Below are 15,894 nucleotides of genomic sequence, written 5' to 3' on the forward strand. Positions count from 1 at the left end.
TCACGCCTGGGTCAGGGTCACGGCGATGGCGTCGAGGTCGACCGACCCGTTCTGCGTGCCGTCCTCGACACCGGGGGTGGTGCTCTTCGGGAAGGCGATGGTCACGCCGACGCGGACATCCTGCTGCGAGCCGGTCTGCCCGGTCACCGTGTACGGCGCAGCGGCACCGGAGACCCCGTCACCGGACGCGGTGAGCACCGCGTTCGCCGACAGGTACTTCGCCAGTGCGACGTCCGCCGGGGCCGACGTCGAGGTTGCCTCGACCGAGGCCGGGTCCACGGCCAGGGTGGCCTTCAGACCCTTGCCGTTCGCGGTGACGACCATGTCCTGCGAGTAGGTGACGACGTCGCCCGGCACGATCGGGTAGCCGTCCAGCGTCGAGAGCGGCGACCCGCCGTTGACGGTCCAGCTCGCCGCCTGCGTGGTCGGCTTGATCGAGAGCGCGCCGGCGACGATGGTGCCCCCGGCAGTCTCGGCGCTGGAGTTCCAGAGCGCGAACGTGCCGGCGCCTCCGAGCAGGAGGGCGACGCCCGCTGCGCCGATGATCGAGGCGGTGATGATCTTCTTCATGGTGTGCTCTCTGCGACGTCGAACGTCGGATCTGCGTCGACCACGTGCGGGCGGGCAGCTCGATGAGCTGCTGGCAGCCAGGCCCCGGGGAAGGGCGCGGCGTATCGACCGGAGAACGTGGTGCTCGACCTGCTGGGAGCGGCAAGTGCAGGAGACGAAGCCCTGCGAGCAGGGACCCGCCGACGGCCGGTCGTGCTGCTTCGCCGAGTATGACATGACAATGCCCCGCGTGCCGATCTGCGCGGAGGCACAGGCGGACTGGCAGGTTGACACACCCTCACCTGCCCACTCGGAGGCGAGGGCCTTGTGGACACAAGTAGATACCGCTACTCTCCGATAGTGCGAATATCCGAACTTGCCCGAGCGGCGTCCACGCCGGTCACCGCCGTCAAGTACTACCAACGCGAAGGCCTGCTGCCTCCCGGCGAGAAGTCGGCGCCGAACCAGACCGCCTACGACGACCGGCACGTCGAACGGGTCCGGCTCGTCCGGGCACTCCTGGAGACCGGCGGGCTCTCGGTCGCCGTGACGAAGCAGGTCCTGGCCGTGCTCGATGCCGAGACCGCACCGCTGGCCGAGGTCTTCGCCGTCGCCCAGTACGCGATGACCACCCCGCGCTCCCCCGAGCCCGAGGCGACCCCGGAGGCCCGTACCCGGATAGAGGAACGGGTGTCGGCCGCCGGCTGGTGCGCGACGTCGGACAACCCGGGACTCGAGACCGCGGCCCGGGCGCTCGACGGGCTGCGCACCATCGGGTTCGACGCTCCGGACGACTACCTCGACGCCTACGTGTCGGCAGCGGCGAGCGCGGCACGTGCTGACGTCGCCGCGCTGCAGGACCGCGACGGCCGGACCGCGATGGCGGAGTTGATGGTGATCGGGACCGTCCTCGGCGATCCGCTCTTCGCAGGACTCCGGCGCCTGGCGCAGCAGGACGCCACCCACGACCTGTTCCCCGTCGCCGAGACGGACGAGGCCGGAGCATGACCGCTCCGCTGCACGTCGTCCTGGGCGGCAACGGTGTCGTCGGGCGCGAGACTCTCCGAGCCCTCCGCGAGCACGACGTCACCGCCGTGTCCGTCGGCCGGCGCCCGTCGACACCAGCAACGGCAGGCAACAACGAGAGCGAGAGCGCCAACGCCCGCACCGACCACGTCATCGCCGACCTGCTCGACCCCACCGCCGTCCGCCGCGCACTGCACGGCGCCGACGTCGCGTACCTCGTCGCCGGACTGCCGTACTCGTCGGGGGTCTGGGCGGACCAGTGGCCGCGGATCGTCGACAACACCGTCGAGGCAGCCCTGGCCGAGGGCACCCACCTGGTGTACCTCGACAACGTCTACGCCTACGGCCGCGTGTCCGGGCCGATGACCGAGGCGACCCCGATCAACCCCTCCGGCCGGAAGGGTGCGGTGCGCGCAGCCGCCCTCGAACAGCTGCGGACCGCGGCCGACCGCGGACTGGCCGTCACCATCGGGCGGAGCGCCGACTTCACCGGCCCCGGGGCGACGACGAGCGTGTTCAACGGGTTCGTCGTCGACCGGATCGCCGCCGGCAAGCGCCCGACCTGGCTGCTCGACGCCGACCAGCCGCACTCCCTCACCGCCATGACCGACATCGGCGACGCGCTCGTGGTCCTCGGCACCGACGACCGTGCGACGGGCCGGACCTGGCACCTGCCGACCGCCCCGGCGCTGACCGGGCGGCAGTACGTCGAGCTCGCCGGGATCCCTGCCGCTCGCACGGTCGTGATGTCGTCGGCCACGCTGCGCTTCGGCGCCATGTTCAACACGTCCGCCCGCGAGACGCTCGAGCTGCGGTACCAGTACACCGACCCCTACGTCTTCGACTCGTCGGCGTTCGAGCAGACCTTCGGCGTGCACCCGACCCCCACCGCCGACGTCGTGGCCGCCGCCCTGCTGCACGCCCGGAGCGTGACCCGGTGATCGCCGCCGTCCGCCGAGCGGTCGCGTGGCACCCGGCACTCATGGCCGTGGCCGGCCTGATGGTCGTGTCCACCGCGATCTGCCTCGTCGGACTCGTCGTGGATCCCCGGACCATCCTCGGAGCACCGGCGTGGATGAAGCCCCTGAAGTTCTCGCTGTCGATCCTGCTCTACGCCGTCACGTGGGCGTGGCTCATCGCCCACCTGCCGAAGTGGCGGACGCTGGCTCGCCGACTCGGCACCGTGGTCGCCGTGGCCCTGGTGGTGGAACAGGTGCTCATCGTGTGGGCCGCCGCGACCGGTACGACGAGTCACTTCAACGTGTCGAACAGCGTGCACGTGGTGGTGTGGGCGGTGATGGCGGTGGCGATCACGACGCTCTACCTCTGCACCTTCGTCACCTCGATCGCGCTGTTCTTCCTGCGCCTGCCCACCCCGGCACTGACGGTTGCCGTCCGCGCCGGTGCCGTCATCGCGCTCCTCGGCATCGGGGTCGCGTTCCTGATGACCGGCCCGACCCCCACCCAGCTCACCGCCCCGGACGGGATCGTCGGCGCCCACACGGTGGGGATCGCGGACGGCGGACCCGGGGTGCCGCTGCTCGGGTGGAGCACCGTCGGCGGTGACTACCGGGTCGCCCACTTCGTCGGCATGCACGCCCTGCAGGTGCTCCCGCTGGTGGCGCTCCTGGTCGCCGCCGCCGGACGGCGCCTGCCGTGGCTGGCACACCCGACGACGCAGGTGCGGATCGTGGTCGTCGTCGCGGTCGCGTGGGCGGCGGGCACCGTGCTCCTCACCGTGCAGGCCGCGGTCGGACAGTCGGTGGTCCACCCCGCCGGCGCGGTGGGCGCGGTGGCGTGGTCACTCGTCGTGCTCGCCGCAACTGCGAGCGCGGCCGTGCTGCTCCGTGCCCGCCTGCTCCGTGCCCGCACCGCTCCGGCGGCGCGACTGCACTGACGGATCAGCGGACCCGGAGCCCTCGGGAGATCAGGTCGGCGGCAGCACGGGCTTCCGTCGCCCACCCGGGGCGATCGATCCCGGCCCCGATGCCGTGCAGCAGCATGAGCACCGTCCCGGGGGCGACGTCGGACCGGATGGTCCCGTCGGCGGCAGCGCGCGCCATCAGCTCGGCGAGTGTGCGCTCCAGGTCTCCCCCGCCCTCGGCCTGCGTGGTGGCGTCGACGACGGCGGCGAGGGTGCGCGCGAGCCCCGCGTGGTCGACCACGTACTCCACGAACCCGTGCAGGAAGTCGTCGAGGCTCTCGGCCGCGGGTCGCGTCGAGTCACGAGCACGGCGGCAGAGGACGTCGACCTCACCCCGGTAGACCGCAGCCGCCAGCGCTTCGCGTGTCGGGAAGTGTCGGTAGAGGGTGCCGACGCCGACTCCCGCGCGTCCGGCGAAGTCGTCGAACCGGAGCTGCTCGTCACGCTCGAACGCCGTCCGGGCAGCGGCCACGATCGCGTCGCGGTTCCGACGGGCATCGGCGCGCATCGGCTTCTCGCCAGGCAGGGACTCTTCGACCGGCATGGAGCCTCCTTGACAAGTGGAAACAATCTCCATATCTTCCAAGTGGAGATCGTCTCCAGACTAGCGGACAGGTGCCTGATGCAGATCCTCATGCTCGGACGGGGCGTCATCGCCACGATCTACGGCCAGGCCTTCCAGCACTCCGGGCACCAGGTCGACCACCTGGTGCGGCCGGGGCGCGCTGCCGAGTACGGCGACACCGTGCAGACCGACGTCATCGACGGCCGCCGCGGACCCCTGGGTCGGCGGACCCGATCGACGTCGCCGACGCGACTGGTCGAGTCGGTCGACACGGCGGACGCGTACGACCTGGTCGTCCTCAGCGTCGGCCACCACCGGCTGCAGGAGGCCGTGGCCACCCTGGCACCCCGCATCGGCGACGCCACGGTGCTGGTCCTCGGCAACGTGTGGGACGAACCCCTCGCCGCGGTCGCACCGCTCGCCGCGGACCGGGTGCTGTTCGGGTTCCCGGGCGCCGGCGGCGGGTTCGACGCCGACGGGGTCCTGCACGGCGCCGTCCTCCGTTCGGTGCGGCTCGGGACGACCGGCACGGCTCCGGAACGGCGGGAGCTGGTGCGGTCGGTGTTCCAGCGGGCGGGGTTCACCGTGCAGGACGAGGACGACATCCGCGGATGGCTGTGGCTGCACTTCGTGCTCGACGCCGGCATGTTCGCGCAGGCCCTGCAGAGCGGTGGCCTGGCGACGATGGTCGGGGATCGGCAGGCGCTCCGCGAGGCGTTCCTGACCGGCTGCGAGCTCCTCCCGGTCCTGGAAGCACGGGGCGTCGACCTCTCCCGACACCGCTCCACGACCCTGCCCGTCCGGCTGCCGGGGACGACGGCAACGCTCGTCGCCGCGGCCACGGCGCTCGTCCCGATCGCGCGGGCGAGCCTCGCCGCGCACGACGACCCGACCGCCGCCGAACCCCTGGCGGTCCTCGAGGACGTCCGGCGCACCGCCGCCACCCTGGGCATCCCGACCCCGCGCCTCGACCGGACGGCGCGACGCGTCTGACGACCGGTGCGGGCCGTGGACGCGACCACCCACGGACTGGAGGCACGGTGCCAGCTGGCACCGTGCCTCCAGTCCGTCACGGCGAGCGTTCCGGACCCGCCCGTTACGCTGTCCCCGTGTCAGAGCCGCGCCGCAGTCCGGGGAACCAAGCTTCACTGCGTGAAGCCAACCGGGGCCGGGTCGTCAGCGCGGTGAAGCGGCACGGCGGTCTGACGCAGGTCGAGCTCGCCGGGGTGACCGGGCTCTCCCCCGCGACCGTCTCGAACATCGTCAAGGAACTCGTCGCGACCGGTGCCCTGCACGCGACGCCGAGCACCTCGAGCGGCCGGCGGGCGCTCCGCGTGACCCTGCCGCACGGCCTCGGGCTGGTCGCCGGGGTGCACGTCTCGCCGCGGCACCTGCGGCTGGCGCTGTCGGACCTGAACGGCGCCGTCCTCGCCGAGCGGCACATGCCTCTGGCCCGCGACCACCGGGCCGACGCCGAGCTCGACAAGACCGCGCTGCTGGTGCTGGACATGGTGGAGTCCATCGAGTCGTCGATGGACGAGGTGCTCGCCGTCGGCTTGGCCGTGGCCGCCCCGATCGACGCCCGCACCGGGATGACGGCGCGCGGCGGGATCCTGCGGGGTTGGGACGGCATCGCGCTCGGCCAGTCGCTCGCCCGGCGGATGGACAAGCCCGTGCAGGTCGACAACTCCGCCAACCTCGCCGCCCTGGCCGAACACCGGAGCGGGGCGGCCCGCGGCCGCGACACCGTGGTGACACTCGACGTCGGCAACGGCATCGGCGCCGGACTCGTGCTCGGCGGGCACCTGTTCCGTGGGCACCACGGCATCGCCGGTGAGTTCGGGCACACCCCCGTCCTGCCGAACGGGCCCCTGTGCCGGTGCGGGAACCGCGGGTGCCTCGAGGCGATCGCCGGCGCGCCCGCGGTGCTCGAGGGCGTCCGCGACGAGGTCGGCACCCTCAAGCTGGCGGACCTGATCCTGCGCGCGATGGGCGGCGACCAGGTCTGCATGCGCGCCGTGGCCGACGCCGGGCGGGCGATCGGTTCGGCGGCGGTGGGGCTCTGCAACGTCCTCGACCCGGAGCGGGTGGTGGTCACGGGCGAGTTCGCACGAGCCGGGGAACTCCTGCTCGGCCCGATGCGGCACGCCCTCGAGTCGGCGTTGATCGTCGACGTGGACGGCACGCCGGACGTGGTGCAGGGGCAGCTCGGCGAGAAGGCCGCGGTGACCGGCGCGCTGGCCCTGGCGATCGAAGCCGTGGACGTGACGCGCGCACGCTAGGCGGAGACGCGCCGGGCCGCTCCGTGCTGCACCGACCGCGCCACCCGCGCCCTCCGGATAACGTTTTCGTCACGGCGCGCGGTCCTTGCGTTCAACTCTTGCAGCCAAGAACGCTCGCTGTCACACTCAGGGCACCGCCGATGGGGGCGGTCCACTGTTGGAGGACGTTTCAATGAAGAAATCCACCACACGAGCGATGCTGGGCGTCAGCGCCCTGCTGCTCGCGATCACCACCCTGGCGGGCTGTTCCAACGGCGCGGACGCCGGGACCGGTTCCGGCGGAGGCGGCGGCGACGCGTCGAAGGCCAAGATCGGCCTGCTCCTGCCCGACTCCGTCACCGCCCGCTACGCCAGCGCCGACCGTCCGCTCTTCACCGCCGAGGTGAAGAAGCAGTGCAGCGGCTGCTCGGTCATCTACGCGAACGCCGACGGCGACGCGTCGAAGCAGCTGCAGCAGGCCCAGTCGATGCTCACGCAGGGCGTCAAGGTCCTGGTCCTCGACCCGTTCGACGGCGAGGCCGCAGCGTCCATCGTCCAGCAGGCGAAGGCCAAGAAGGTGCCGGTGATCTCCTACGACCGGCTCATCAACAGCCCCGACCTGAGCTACTACATCTCGTTCGACAACGAGAAGGTCGGTGAGCTGCAGGGCCAGGCACTCGTCGACGCCCTCAAGGCGAAGAAGGTCCCGGAGGGCTCGGGCATCATCATGGTGAACGGCTCCCCCACCGACAACAACGCCTCGCAGTTCAAGAAGGGCGCCCACTCGGTCATCGACGACAGCGGCTACGAGGTGCTCGCCGAGTACGACACCCCCGGGTGGGACCCCGCCAAGGCGCAGGACTGGGCAGCCGGCCAGATCAGCAAGCTCGGCAAGGACAAGATCACCGGCGTCTACGCGGCGAACGACGACACCGGCGGCGGCGTCATCGCGGCCCTGAAGTCGGCCGGCGTCACCGAGCTCCCGCCCGTCACCGGGCAGGACGCCTCGCTCGCGGGCATCCAGCGGATCCTCGCCGGTGAGCAGTACATGACCGTCTACAAGGCCTTCAAGCCCGAGGCGTCGAAGGCCGCCGACCTGGCGATCCAGTTCGCGAAGGGTGAGACCCCGAAGGGCGACACCACCGTCGACACCGCCGGGGGCGCCAGCGTCCAGTCGACGCTGCTCGACCCGGTCGCCGTCACCACGGACAACGTCCAGTCGACGGTGGTCAAGGACGGCCTGTACGAGGTGTCGAAGATCTGCACCGCGCAGTACAAGTCGGCCTGCGACAGCGCCGGCATCAAGTAGGTCCGACCCCCTCTGCCCGCCCGGTCCGACTGCGGACCGGGCGGGCCTCACCGATCGAGGACGACACCCGTGAGCACGACACCCGTGAGCAACGCGTCACCAGCAGCACACCCCTCCGCCGACCCGGTGATGTCCCTGCGCGGGATCACCAAGCGGTTCGGCGCCGTCCAGGCCCTCAGCGACATCGACTTCGACGTCTACCCGGGCGAGGTGGTCGCCATCGTCGGCGACAACGGCGCCGGCAAGTCGACGTTCGTGAAGATCCTCGCCGGGGTCTACACGCCGGACGGCGGCACGATCACCTTCGGTGGCGACGAGGTCACCGTCCCGAACCCCGCCGCTGCCCAGACCCTCGGCATCGCCACGGTGTTCCAGGACCTCGCCCTCGCCGACAACCTCGACGTGGTCTCGAACCTGTTCCTCGGGCGCGAGATCGCCCACCCGTTCCTCGACGAAGAGGAGATGGAGCGCCGCTCGTGGGAGCTCCTGCAGCAGCTCGCCGCCCGGATCCCCTCGGTGCGGATCCCGATCGCGTCGCTGTCCGGTGGGCAGCGGCAGACCGTGGCGATCGCCCGCTCGCTGATCGGCGACCCGCAGGTGGTCGTCCTCGACGAGCCCACCGCCGCACTCGGCGTCGCACAGACCGCCGAGGTCCTCAACCTCGTCGAACGCCTGCGCGAGCGCGGCCTCGGCGTCGTCCTCATCAGCCACAACCTCGCGGACGTGCAGGCCGTCGCCGACCGGGTCGCGGTCCTGCGGCTCGGACGGAACAACGGCACGTTCCGCATCGACGACGTCTCCTACGAGGAGATCATCGCGGCCATCACCGGCGCCACCGACAACGCCGTCACCCGTCGCGCCGCCGCCCGCACCGAGCAGGAAGCCAGCGCATGAGCAAGACCGACGAGACCCTCACCGCAGCGACCCCGACGCCCTCGGCCGCGGACCTGCAGGACGAGCGGCTCCTGCGTGACCAGGGGATCGGCGGCGCGGCGAAGGCGTTCGTCCGCCGGGTGCGCGGCGGTGACATCGGTTCGCTGCCGGTGGTCGTCGGGCTCATCGTCATCTGGGCGGTGTTCCAGGCGCTCTCCCCCGACTTCCTGTCCCCGGGCAACCTGGTCAACCTCGCCCTGCAGTGCGCCGCGGTCGGCACGATCGCGATCGGCATCGTCCTCGTGCTGCTGCTCGGTGAGATCGACCTGTCCGTCGGCAGCGTCAGCGGGCTCTCCGCCGCGATCCTCGGCCAGGGCCTCACGACGCTCGGCTGGCCGCTGTGGCTCGTGATCACGGTCGCCCTGGCCGTCGGTGCCGCCGCCGGTCTGCTCTACGGCCTGCTGTTCACCCGCTTCGGGGTGCCGAGCTTCGTCATCACGCTCGCCGGTCTGCTCGGGTTCCTCGGGCTGCAGCTGCTCATCCTCGGCCCGAACGGCTCGATCAACCTGCCGTACGACTCCCCGATCGTGCAGTTCGCCTCGGCCTCGTACCTGCCGCCGTGGCTCGCCTACCTGCTCGCCGTCCTGGCCGCCGGAGGACTCTTCTTCACCGAGATCCGACGCGCTGCCCGCCGCCGCCGTGCCGGGCTGTCGACCGGGGCGATGTCGCTGACCATCGTGAAGGCCGTCGCCCTGTTCCTCGGCCTCGCGCTCATGGTCTGGTACCTGTCGCGCGACTTCGGCACCGGCACCTCGTTCGTGTTCTTCATCGTGCTGGTCGTGCTGATGAACTTCGTGCTGAAGCGCACCCGCTGGGGGCGCTCGGTCTTCGCGGTCGGCGGCAACGTCGAGGCCGCACGGCGCTCCGGCATCCGGGTGAACCGCATCTACATCTCGGTGTTCATGCTGACCTCGCTCTTCGCCACCGTCGGCGGCATCCTCGCCGCAGCCCGCCTGAACTCGGCGAGCCTGTCGTCCGGCGCCGGTGACACGAACCTCAACGCGATCGCCGCAGCCGTCATCGGCGGGACCAGCCTGTTCGGTGGCCGAGGCAGCGCCTGGTCAGCGCTGCTCGGCATCATCGTGATCCAGTCGATCTCGAACGGGCTCACCCTGCTGAGCCTCGACTCGTCGATCCGCTACATGATCACCGGCGCGGTCCTGCTGCTCGCCGTCATCATCGACTCGCTCTCGCGGCGCAGCCGCGCCAGTCACGGCGCGGCCTGAGCGGGGCCCTGGACCCCGCCACGCGGACGGACGGGAGGCACGGTGCCAGCTGGCACCGTGCCTCCCGTCCGTCTCGGCGCGCGTCTCGGATCCGGAAGACGCCGTCGTGTTCCCGCGACGCCGCCTCGTGCGCGAGACGCCTCCGAAAACGGAGGCGTCTCGGCGACTGGGCGGCGTCTCGGCGCGCTACTTGCTCTTCGAACCCGAGGTGCCGGGCAGGCTGAGGATGTTGTCGGTGCCCTGCGGCACGACGATCAGGGAGCCGTTGTCGCCGGCGCTCTTGAGCGCCTCGATCTCGCGCTGCTTGAGCGCGGCGTCGGAGAGCGGGTGCTCGTTGAGGACCTCGTTGGCGTCGGCCTGACCCTGCGCCTCGGCGACCTGCTGCTGCGCCTGCACCTTCTTGGCGTCCAGGAGCGCGCGCTCCTTCGTGACCTGGATCTGCGCCTGCTGCGCCGTGGCGTACGCGTCGATGACCGACTTCGGCGGCGTGATCTCCTGCAGGGCGAAGTTGTCGACGTGCACGCCAGAGCCCTTCCAGCGCGTCTCGAGCGCCTGGATCATCGCCTTCTCGACCGTGCCGCGCTTGGTGATGAGCTCGATGGTGGTGAAGTCGTTCGGCACCTGGCGGACGACGCTGCGCACCGAGTTGCCGATGAACTGCGTCTTGAAGTTCTCCTCGGTCTTGTACGACCGGTAGATGTCGGTGACCGACTTCGCGTCGATGCTGTACTGCAGGTTCAGGCTGACGTTCGACGAGACGCCGTCCTGGTCCTGCACCGTGACGTACGGGCCGGAGCGGACGTTGCCGTTGTTGTCCGAGTCGGAACCGTTCACCGCGTTGATGTAGGTGACGGTCTGGTTCCGGATGTTGAACGTGTGGAGCGTGGCCCACGGTGCCTTGAAGTGGAACCCGGAGTCCGTGGTCTGCCCGACGATGTTGCCGGAGATGTCCACCTGGACCTTCGACTCGCCCGTGTCCTGCGCGTACAGGGTGCTGCCGAGCGTGAGCCCGACGAACAGGACGCCGGCGGCGGCCGCGGTCCACGTCGCGATGAGGTTCGGGCGGCGGGTCGGGACGGTGGGACGTGCCTCGCGACCGGGCGTGGCCGGTCGTGCGGGGGTGGAGTAGGTGCGTGTTCGGAAGAAGAGCGCGACGAGCACGATGACGAGGAAGACGATGGCGGCGACGAACATGACGATCACTCCTGGATGCTTGTCCGTTGAGTCTGCCGTACCCGGAGGGGTGCGGGTGACACGGGTGTGCGTGGTGGCGGGCGTGCGCGCGTGGCGTCCGTGTCGCCCCGGTCGCTTGGCGCCGGTTCCGTCTGGTGCGAGGTTGCACACGTGGTGCGACCCCGGATGCCTCGCACCACGTGTGCAACCTCGCACCGCGCGGCGGCGAACAGCCCCTTCGGTCAGCTCGGTGGACGGATGCGGTCCTGGTCGAGGGCACCACGGATCGCCTCGAGTGCCACCACTCCGAGCGCAGCGTCGGCGACCGCGGTACCGCCGCGCACCATCGCGGTCCCTCCGACCGGCTCGGTGGGCAGGACCGCCCGGTGCCCTGCGTCCCGATCGATGACCAGGGTCGTCGCGCACCCAGCCGCGGTCCGCCGAGCTGCGATGCGTCGAGCGCTCTGGGCGCTCGGCCAGACCTGGTCGTCCTCACCGGCGATCAGGACGACCTGCTGTATCCGCTCGACGGGTATCTCCGCTGCCCGAACCCGGTCCGGGGCAGCTTCGTACGAGTGTTCGTAGAGCGATCGGAAGCGGGGTGGTTCTTCCCGCCGCCAGGTGTTCCACGCCAGCGGCACGTGCGGCAGTGGCGATCCGTCGAGGGTCCAGTGTGATCGTTCGGCGCCGGCGCCGTCCGGCCAGGGCCACACCACGTCCGTGGGTGCGAACGCGATGACGCCCGCGACCGAGGGGCGGTGCGCACCGAGGACCAGCGCGGCCTCGGCGCCGATGGAAGTCCCGACGAGCCAGACACGGTCGCAGCTCCGCTCGAGTTCGTCGATGCGGGCGAGGAAGAGCTCGAGCGGGACGGACCACGGTCCCGGTTGCTGGCCGGCTCCCCCGAACCACTGGATCGATTCAGCGAAGTGCCCGAGTCCGGCGAAGACACGCGCGCGGTCCTCGTCGATCCGCCCGCTCGACCCAGCGAGCACCAGGACGCCGGTCCCCGATCCGACAGGCGGGACGAACCGAACGCCTTCAGGGTCCTTCAGACCGATTCGCTGCACGGGACCAGCATGGCCGCTCCGATCAACCGTCGCGCGGAACGCTGTTCGCAGCGCGGGATGCCGAAACCGCACCGACGACGAGCGCCGCCAGCGTGGTCGCCAAGGACAGCCCGAGCAGCACCACGTAGAGCGCCGGGATGAGCTGGGCCGGAACGGACACGATCGCCACGATCGCGGCACCGATGAGCAACGGCCGCATGACCCGGCGGGCGACGAGGTGCCCAGCGCGCCAGGCCGCGTCGCTCCGCATGAGTGACTGCAGCCGGATGCCCGCTGCACGGTTCCGCCCCAGGCCGTCCGCAGCGACCGACACGATGCCCCAGATCGCCGCGTCGACGATGAGCAGGAGCACGGCACACCCGATCGCCGCCCACCAACCTGGACTGTCCATCACGACCTCCCCGCACCACGCTAACGGGCGCGAGGAGAACGACCAGCACCACCAGGTTGACGACGCGGCTGCCCCAACCGGTCGTCGGGAGCGCATGATGACGTGTGCGAATCCTGACGATCAGTGCGACGACGTTGCGTGTCTCCGCACAGCAAGAAGCTGTGTGGCCGCAGCTGGCTGATGCGGCGCTCCGCGATGCGCGCGCAGGTCGGACGCCCGCACCGATGGTCTGGTTCAGGACCGACCTCGGAGTGTCCGGAGTGATCCCGATCTCCCCTGCCGAACCGGTCCGCTTCGACGAGGTCGACATGGAACCGGAACGGTTCCTCGGCACGGTGATCGCGCTCGGGCCGGGAGCGCAGCCGAGCGACTGACCCGGCTCAGGAGACGGGCGCCCCTACCCGATCGAGCTCGGCCAGGACTCGGCGGCTTCGACGCACGCCGATCACCGTCGCGACCGTGACGAACACCACGACGACGGCGATGAACACCAGGAACGCCCAACCCCAACCGAACGTCGTGGCCGAAGCCCCGCCGAGTCCCAACAGGCTCAGCCCGGTGCCGATCAGGGTCGGGGCCGAGGTCCGGGTGGACCGACGCTGCCACGCGAGCATCGCCCGCACCAGCGGCACCGCATCGGGCGCCACTGGTGCCCTCCCGCTGACCTGTCGGGTCACGGACTTGCGGTCCGCCGGCGTGAGCGCGCCGAGCGGCTGTTGCGGCGTCTCGACGAGGTAGGGCAGCAGCCTGCGGTGGCGTCGAGCACGGACCCATGCGGTCACGTTCACGACCGCTCCGGCCAGGGCGAACAGGAACCAGATCACCGAGTCGGTGCGGAGCACGGAGGGAACGCTGATGAACGCCCACAGGATCGACAGGCCGGCGAACCCCGCCTGCTGCGACATGACGACCACCGTCGGCCCGTGCTCGACCAGGTACTCGGCACGACGCGTCGCCTCGGCGAGGTCGCTCGGGTTCACCACCCCGGCACCTCGACGCGCACCGAACTGATCCGACCGGCGCGCGTCGTCGCCGTCACGGCCGGGTCGTAGCTGTCGGCGGTCGCCAGGTAGAGGGTGCGCCCGTCCTCGCCACCGAGCGCACAGTCGATCGCGCAGTCCCCGGGTGCGTCGATGCGGTCCGTCACCTCGCCGCCCTCGACGACCCGCAGGAACTCGCCCGTGTCGACCGAGCAGACCCAGATCGCGCCGTCACGGTCGACGGTGCTGCCGTCCGGGGTCACGCCACCGGGCAGGGCTGCCCACTCGCGCCGCCCGGTCAGCGAACCGTCGTCCTCGATGTCGAACGCGGTGAGCCGGCCACCCCACGTCTCGCTGACCACCAGCGTCCGGGTGCCGGGCAGGATGTTGGCGCTGTTCGGGAACACCAGGCCCTCGGCGGCCAGACGGACGGAGCCGTCGGGGTCGATCACGTAGAGCGGGCCGGGGCGCAGTTCCTCGCCCGCGTACAGGTCGTACCCGAAGGCACCGATGTAGGTCCGGCCGGTCCGGGCATCGACGACCAGGTCGTTCACGAGCGACGACTCGATCGTGGAGAGGTCGGCGAACACCGAGGTGCTGCCGTCCGGCTCGACGGCGACGACCGTGCGGGACTCCATCGAGCTGATGACGAGCCGTCCGTCGGCCAGCCACCCGAGTCCCGACGACTGCCCGTCGACGGTGGCCTCGAGCCGCGGGCCGTCGGTCGAGGACGGGTCGACCGAGAAGACCTCGCCGGTGTGCATGTCCGAGTACCAGAGCCGTCCGTCGTGCCAGCGGTTCCCCTCCGGGAAACGGATGCCGGAGATGACGATGTCGGTCGCGGAGTCCAGGGTGATGTGCACGGATCCACCCTGCCAGCGGGACCGGGACACTGCCCGGACGGATGCCGTGACGGCGGCCTAGGGTCGTCCCATGCCGGGTCGTCACCTCATCCACCACCTGGGCGTCTTCGCCAGCGACTTCGCCGCGAGCGACGCGTTCTACACCGCAGCCCTCGCACCCCTCGGCATCGGAGCGGGCTACCGCACCGACGCCGTCGCCGAGTTCTGGCAGCACGGGGACGACACCCCGAGCGTCTCGCTCGAGACCGCCCGGACCCCCGAGGCGACGACGCGCGGACTCCACCTGGCGTTCGAGGCCGGATCGCGGACCGAGGTCGACGCCTTCCACCGCGAAGCCGTCGCCGCCGGCGGGGTGTCACGGCACGAACCGCGCTACTGGCCGGAGTACCACGCGTACACCGCGTTCGTGTCCGACCCGGACGGGAACAACGTCGAAGCGCTGATCAAGGAGAGCGGCGACTGACCCGGCGGCTGCACGACGGTCATCGACAACCGCAACGGACGACGCATCTGGCACGATCGACCCATGCCCCTCGACGGAACCCCCCTGCACCGGCTCGGCTTCCTGACGATCGGGTCGTTCGACCCCGCCCGACCGTCCGAGGGCCACGAGGACACCCTGCGCGTGATCGAGCGCGCCGAGGCCCTGGGCTTCGACAGCGCCTGGCTGCGCCACCGGCACCTGCAGCACGGCATCTCCTCCCCCGTCGCGGTGATGGCGGCGGCCTCGCAGCGCACCTCGCGCATCGACCTCGGCACCGCCGTCACCCCGCTCGGTGCTGAGAACCCGTTCCGCCTGGCGGAGGACCTCAGCACGGTCGACGTCCTGCTCGGCGGCCGTCTGAACCCCGGGTTCTCGGTCGGCACGCCGATGAACTTCGACCTGTACCGCGACGCGATCTACCCCGACACCCTGGAGCACGAGGACCTCGGCAACGACCGCCTCCTGCGCTTCCGTGACCTGGTGCGCGGTGACCCCGTGACGGCGACCGAGACCGTCGAACGCCGCGGCATCGAGGAGTTCGCGAGCACCGTCCAGCCGCACAGCGCCGGCCTGGCCGACCGGATCTGGTACGGCACCGGCAGCACGAAGTCGGCCGTGTGGGCGGGTGAGAACGGCTTCCACCTGCTCACCTCGAGCGTCACCCGCAGCGAGGTCGGCACGGACTTCGCCACGAACCAGCGCGCCCAGATCGACGCCTACCTCGACGTCCACCCCGACCCCGCTGCCGCCCGCGTCTCGCAGGGCCTGGTCGTCATACCGACCGACACCGCGACCGCCGAGCAAGCGGCCCGCTACCGTGCCTACGTCGACAGCCGCTCGGGTCGCGTCGGCGTGCCGCAGGGCCCCGCCGGGATGCTCTTCGCCGCGGACCTGGTGGGCACGTCCGCCGAGATCGCCGACCGGCTGCGCGCCGACGTCGGCTACCAGGCGGTCACCGAGGTCGCCTTCGCACTCCCGTTCTCGTTCGAGCCCGACGACTACGCGCAGATCATCACGGACATCGCCGAGCGGCTGGGTCCGGAACTCGGCTGGGCGCCGAAGCGCGCGGCCTGAGAACGGCGCCAGACCGACGGACGGGAGGCACGGGGCCAGCTGGCACCGTGCCTCCCGTCCGCCGTT

The 15,894-nt window shown here is 71.1% G+C and carries 18 protein-coding genes; 11 read left to right on the plus strand and 7 right to left on the minus strand.

Annotated features, from left to right (window positions below):
- Positions 1-570, minus strand: a complete 570-nt coding sequence (locus DEJ09_RS02055) for an alternate-type signal peptide domain-containing protein (RefSeq protein WP_111033128.1) — start codon at positions 568-570, stop codon at positions 1-3.
- A 339-nt stretch (positions 571-909) separates the two neighbouring features.
- Here DEJ09_RS02055 and DEJ09_RS02065 point away from each other — a divergent pair, with 339 nt between their 5' ends.
- The 3 genes from DEJ09_RS02065 to DEJ09_RS02075 are packed head-to-tail and all read left to right on the plus strand — an operon-like array spanning position 910 to position 3,472.
- Positions 910-1,557, plus strand: a complete 648-nt coding sequence (locus DEJ09_RS02065; RefSeq protein ID WP_071404276.1) for a MerR family transcriptional regulator — start codon at positions 910-912, stop codon at positions 1,555-1,557.
- On the plus strand, positions 1,554-2,516 hold the full coding sequence (locus DEJ09_RS02070) for an NAD-dependent epimerase/dehydratase family protein (protein ID WP_111087495.1): 963 nt from the start codon (positions 1,554-1,556) through the stop codon (positions 2,514-2,516). The genes DEJ09_RS02065 and DEJ09_RS02070 overlap by 4 nt, the downstream gene beginning before the upstream one ends.
- Positions 2,513-3,472 (plus strand): hypothetical protein, encoded by a 960-nt coding sequence (locus DEJ09_RS02075; protein ID WP_258373758.1) that lies wholly within the window; start codon positions 2,513-2,515, stop codon positions 3,470-3,472. The genes DEJ09_RS02070 and DEJ09_RS02075 overlap by 4 nt, the downstream gene beginning before the upstream one ends.
- Before the next feature lie 4 nt (positions 3,473-3,476).
- On the opposite strand, the gene DEJ09_RS02080 is transcribed toward DEJ09_RS02075, so the two are convergent.
- Positions 3,477-4,043: a TetR/AcrR family transcriptional regulator gene (locus tag DEJ09_RS02080; RefSeq protein ID WP_111087496.1), complete on the minus strand. Its 567-nt coding sequence runs from the start codon at positions 4,041-4,043 to the stop codon at positions 3,477-3,479.
- A gap of 78 nt (positions 4,044-4,121) precedes the next feature.
- Between DEJ09_RS02080 and DEJ09_RS02085 the strand changes: the two genes are divergently transcribed.
- From DEJ09_RS02085 to DEJ09_RS02105, 5 genes are all read left to right on the plus strand, one after another.
- Entirely contained in the window at positions 4,122-5,057 is a 936-nt protein-coding gene (locus DEJ09_RS02085) for a ketopantoate reductase family protein (protein WP_111087497.1), read from the plus strand.
- Between the two features lie 116 nt (positions 5,058-5,173).
- The gene (locus DEJ09_RS02090) at positions 5,174-6,346 is read left to right on the plus strand and encodes an ROK family transcriptional regulator (RefSeq protein WP_111087498.1); all 1,173 of its coding nucleotides are present in this window, start codon (positions 5,174-5,176) and stop codon (positions 6,344-6,346) included.
- 172 nt (positions 6,347-6,518) lie between these two features.
- Positions 6,519-7,634 (plus strand): sugar ABC transporter substrate-binding protein, encoded by a 1,116-nt coding sequence (locus DEJ09_RS02095; RefSeq protein WP_111030413.1) that lies wholly within the window; start codon positions 6,519-6,521, stop codon positions 7,632-7,634.
- 129 nt (positions 7,635-7,763) lie between these two features.
- Positions 7,764-8,528 carry an ATP-binding cassette domain-containing protein gene (locus DEJ09_RS02100; protein WP_111087499.1) on the plus strand — a complete coding sequence of 255 codons (765 nt, stop codon included), beginning with the start codon at positions 7,764-7,766 and terminating at the stop codon, positions 8,526-8,528.
- Positions 8,525-9,793, plus strand: a complete 1,269-nt coding sequence (locus tag DEJ09_RS02105) for a sugar ABC transporter permease (protein ID WP_111087500.1) — start codon at positions 8,525-8,527, stop codon at positions 9,791-9,793. Before DEJ09_RS02100 ends, DEJ09_RS02105 begins: the two co-directional genes overlap by 4 nt.
- A 186-nt stretch (positions 9,794-9,979) precedes the next feature.
- Here DEJ09_RS02105 and DEJ09_RS02110 read toward each other — a convergent pair whose 3' ends face one another.
- The 3 genes from DEJ09_RS02110 to DEJ09_RS02120 all read right to left on the minus strand — a co-directional run bounded on the left by DEJ09_RS02110 (position 9,980) and on the right by DEJ09_RS02120 (position 12,427).
- Entirely contained in the window at positions 9,980-10,987 is a 1,008-nt protein-coding gene (locus DEJ09_RS02110; RefSeq protein ID WP_258373774.1) for an SPFH domain-containing protein, read from the minus strand.
- A gap of 221 nt (positions 10,988-11,208) precedes the next feature.
- Complete coding sequence (locus DEJ09_RS02115; RefSeq protein WP_181433235.1) at positions 11,209-12,036, minus strand: acyl-CoA thioester hydrolase/BAAT C-terminal domain-containing protein; 828 nt, start codon at positions 12,034-12,036, stop codon at positions 11,209-11,211.
- Between the two features lie 22 nt (positions 12,037-12,058).
- Positions 12,059-12,427 (minus strand): SdpI family protein, encoded by a 369-nt coding sequence (locus tag DEJ09_RS02120; RefSeq protein WP_111087503.1) that lies wholly within the window; start codon positions 12,425-12,427, stop codon positions 12,059-12,061.
- Positions 12,428-12,651: 224 nt separating this feature from the next.
- Between DEJ09_RS02120 and DEJ09_RS18015 the strand changes: the two genes are divergently transcribed.
- Positions 12,652-12,801: a hypothetical protein gene (locus DEJ09_RS18015; RefSeq protein WP_181433236.1), complete on the plus strand. Its 150-nt coding sequence runs from the start codon at positions 12,652-12,654 to the stop codon at positions 12,799-12,801.
- Positions 12,802-12,807: 6 nt separating this feature from the next.
- Here the strand turns inward: DEJ09_RS18015 and DEJ09_RS02125 are convergent, their stop codons facing one another.
- Complete coding sequence (locus tag DEJ09_RS02125; RefSeq protein ID WP_111087504.1) at positions 12,808-13,410, minus strand: hypothetical protein; 603 nt, start codon at positions 13,408-13,410, stop codon at positions 12,808-12,810.
- The gene (locus DEJ09_RS02130; RefSeq protein ID WP_181433237.1) at positions 13,404-14,270 is read right to left on the minus strand and encodes an SMP-30/gluconolactonase/LRE family protein; all 867 of its coding nucleotides are present in this window, start codon (positions 14,268-14,270) and stop codon (positions 13,404-13,406) included. The genes DEJ09_RS02125 and DEJ09_RS02130 overlap by 7 nt, the downstream gene beginning before the upstream one ends.
- Before the next feature lie 70 nt (positions 14,271-14,340).
- Here DEJ09_RS02130 and DEJ09_RS02135 point away from each other — a divergent pair, with 70 nt between their 5' ends.
- The gene (locus DEJ09_RS02135) at positions 14,341-14,733 is read left to right on the plus strand and encodes a VOC family protein (RefSeq protein WP_111087506.1); all 393 of its coding nucleotides are present in this window, start codon (positions 14,341-14,343) and stop codon (positions 14,731-14,733) included.
- Between the two features lie 63 nt (positions 14,734-14,796).
- Positions 14,797-15,828, plus strand: coding sequence for an LLM class flavin-dependent oxidoreductase (locus DEJ09_RS02140; protein ID WP_111087507.1), 1,032 nt, complete (start codon positions 14,797-14,799; stop codon positions 15,826-15,828).
- Positions 15,829-15,894 lie beyond the last annotated feature (66 nt).

Source organism: Curtobacterium sp. MCLR17_055 (genome assembly GCF_003234305.1).
GTDB lineage: Bacteria > Actinomycetota > Actinomycetes > Actinomycetales > Microbacteriaceae > Curtobacterium > Curtobacterium flaccumfaciens.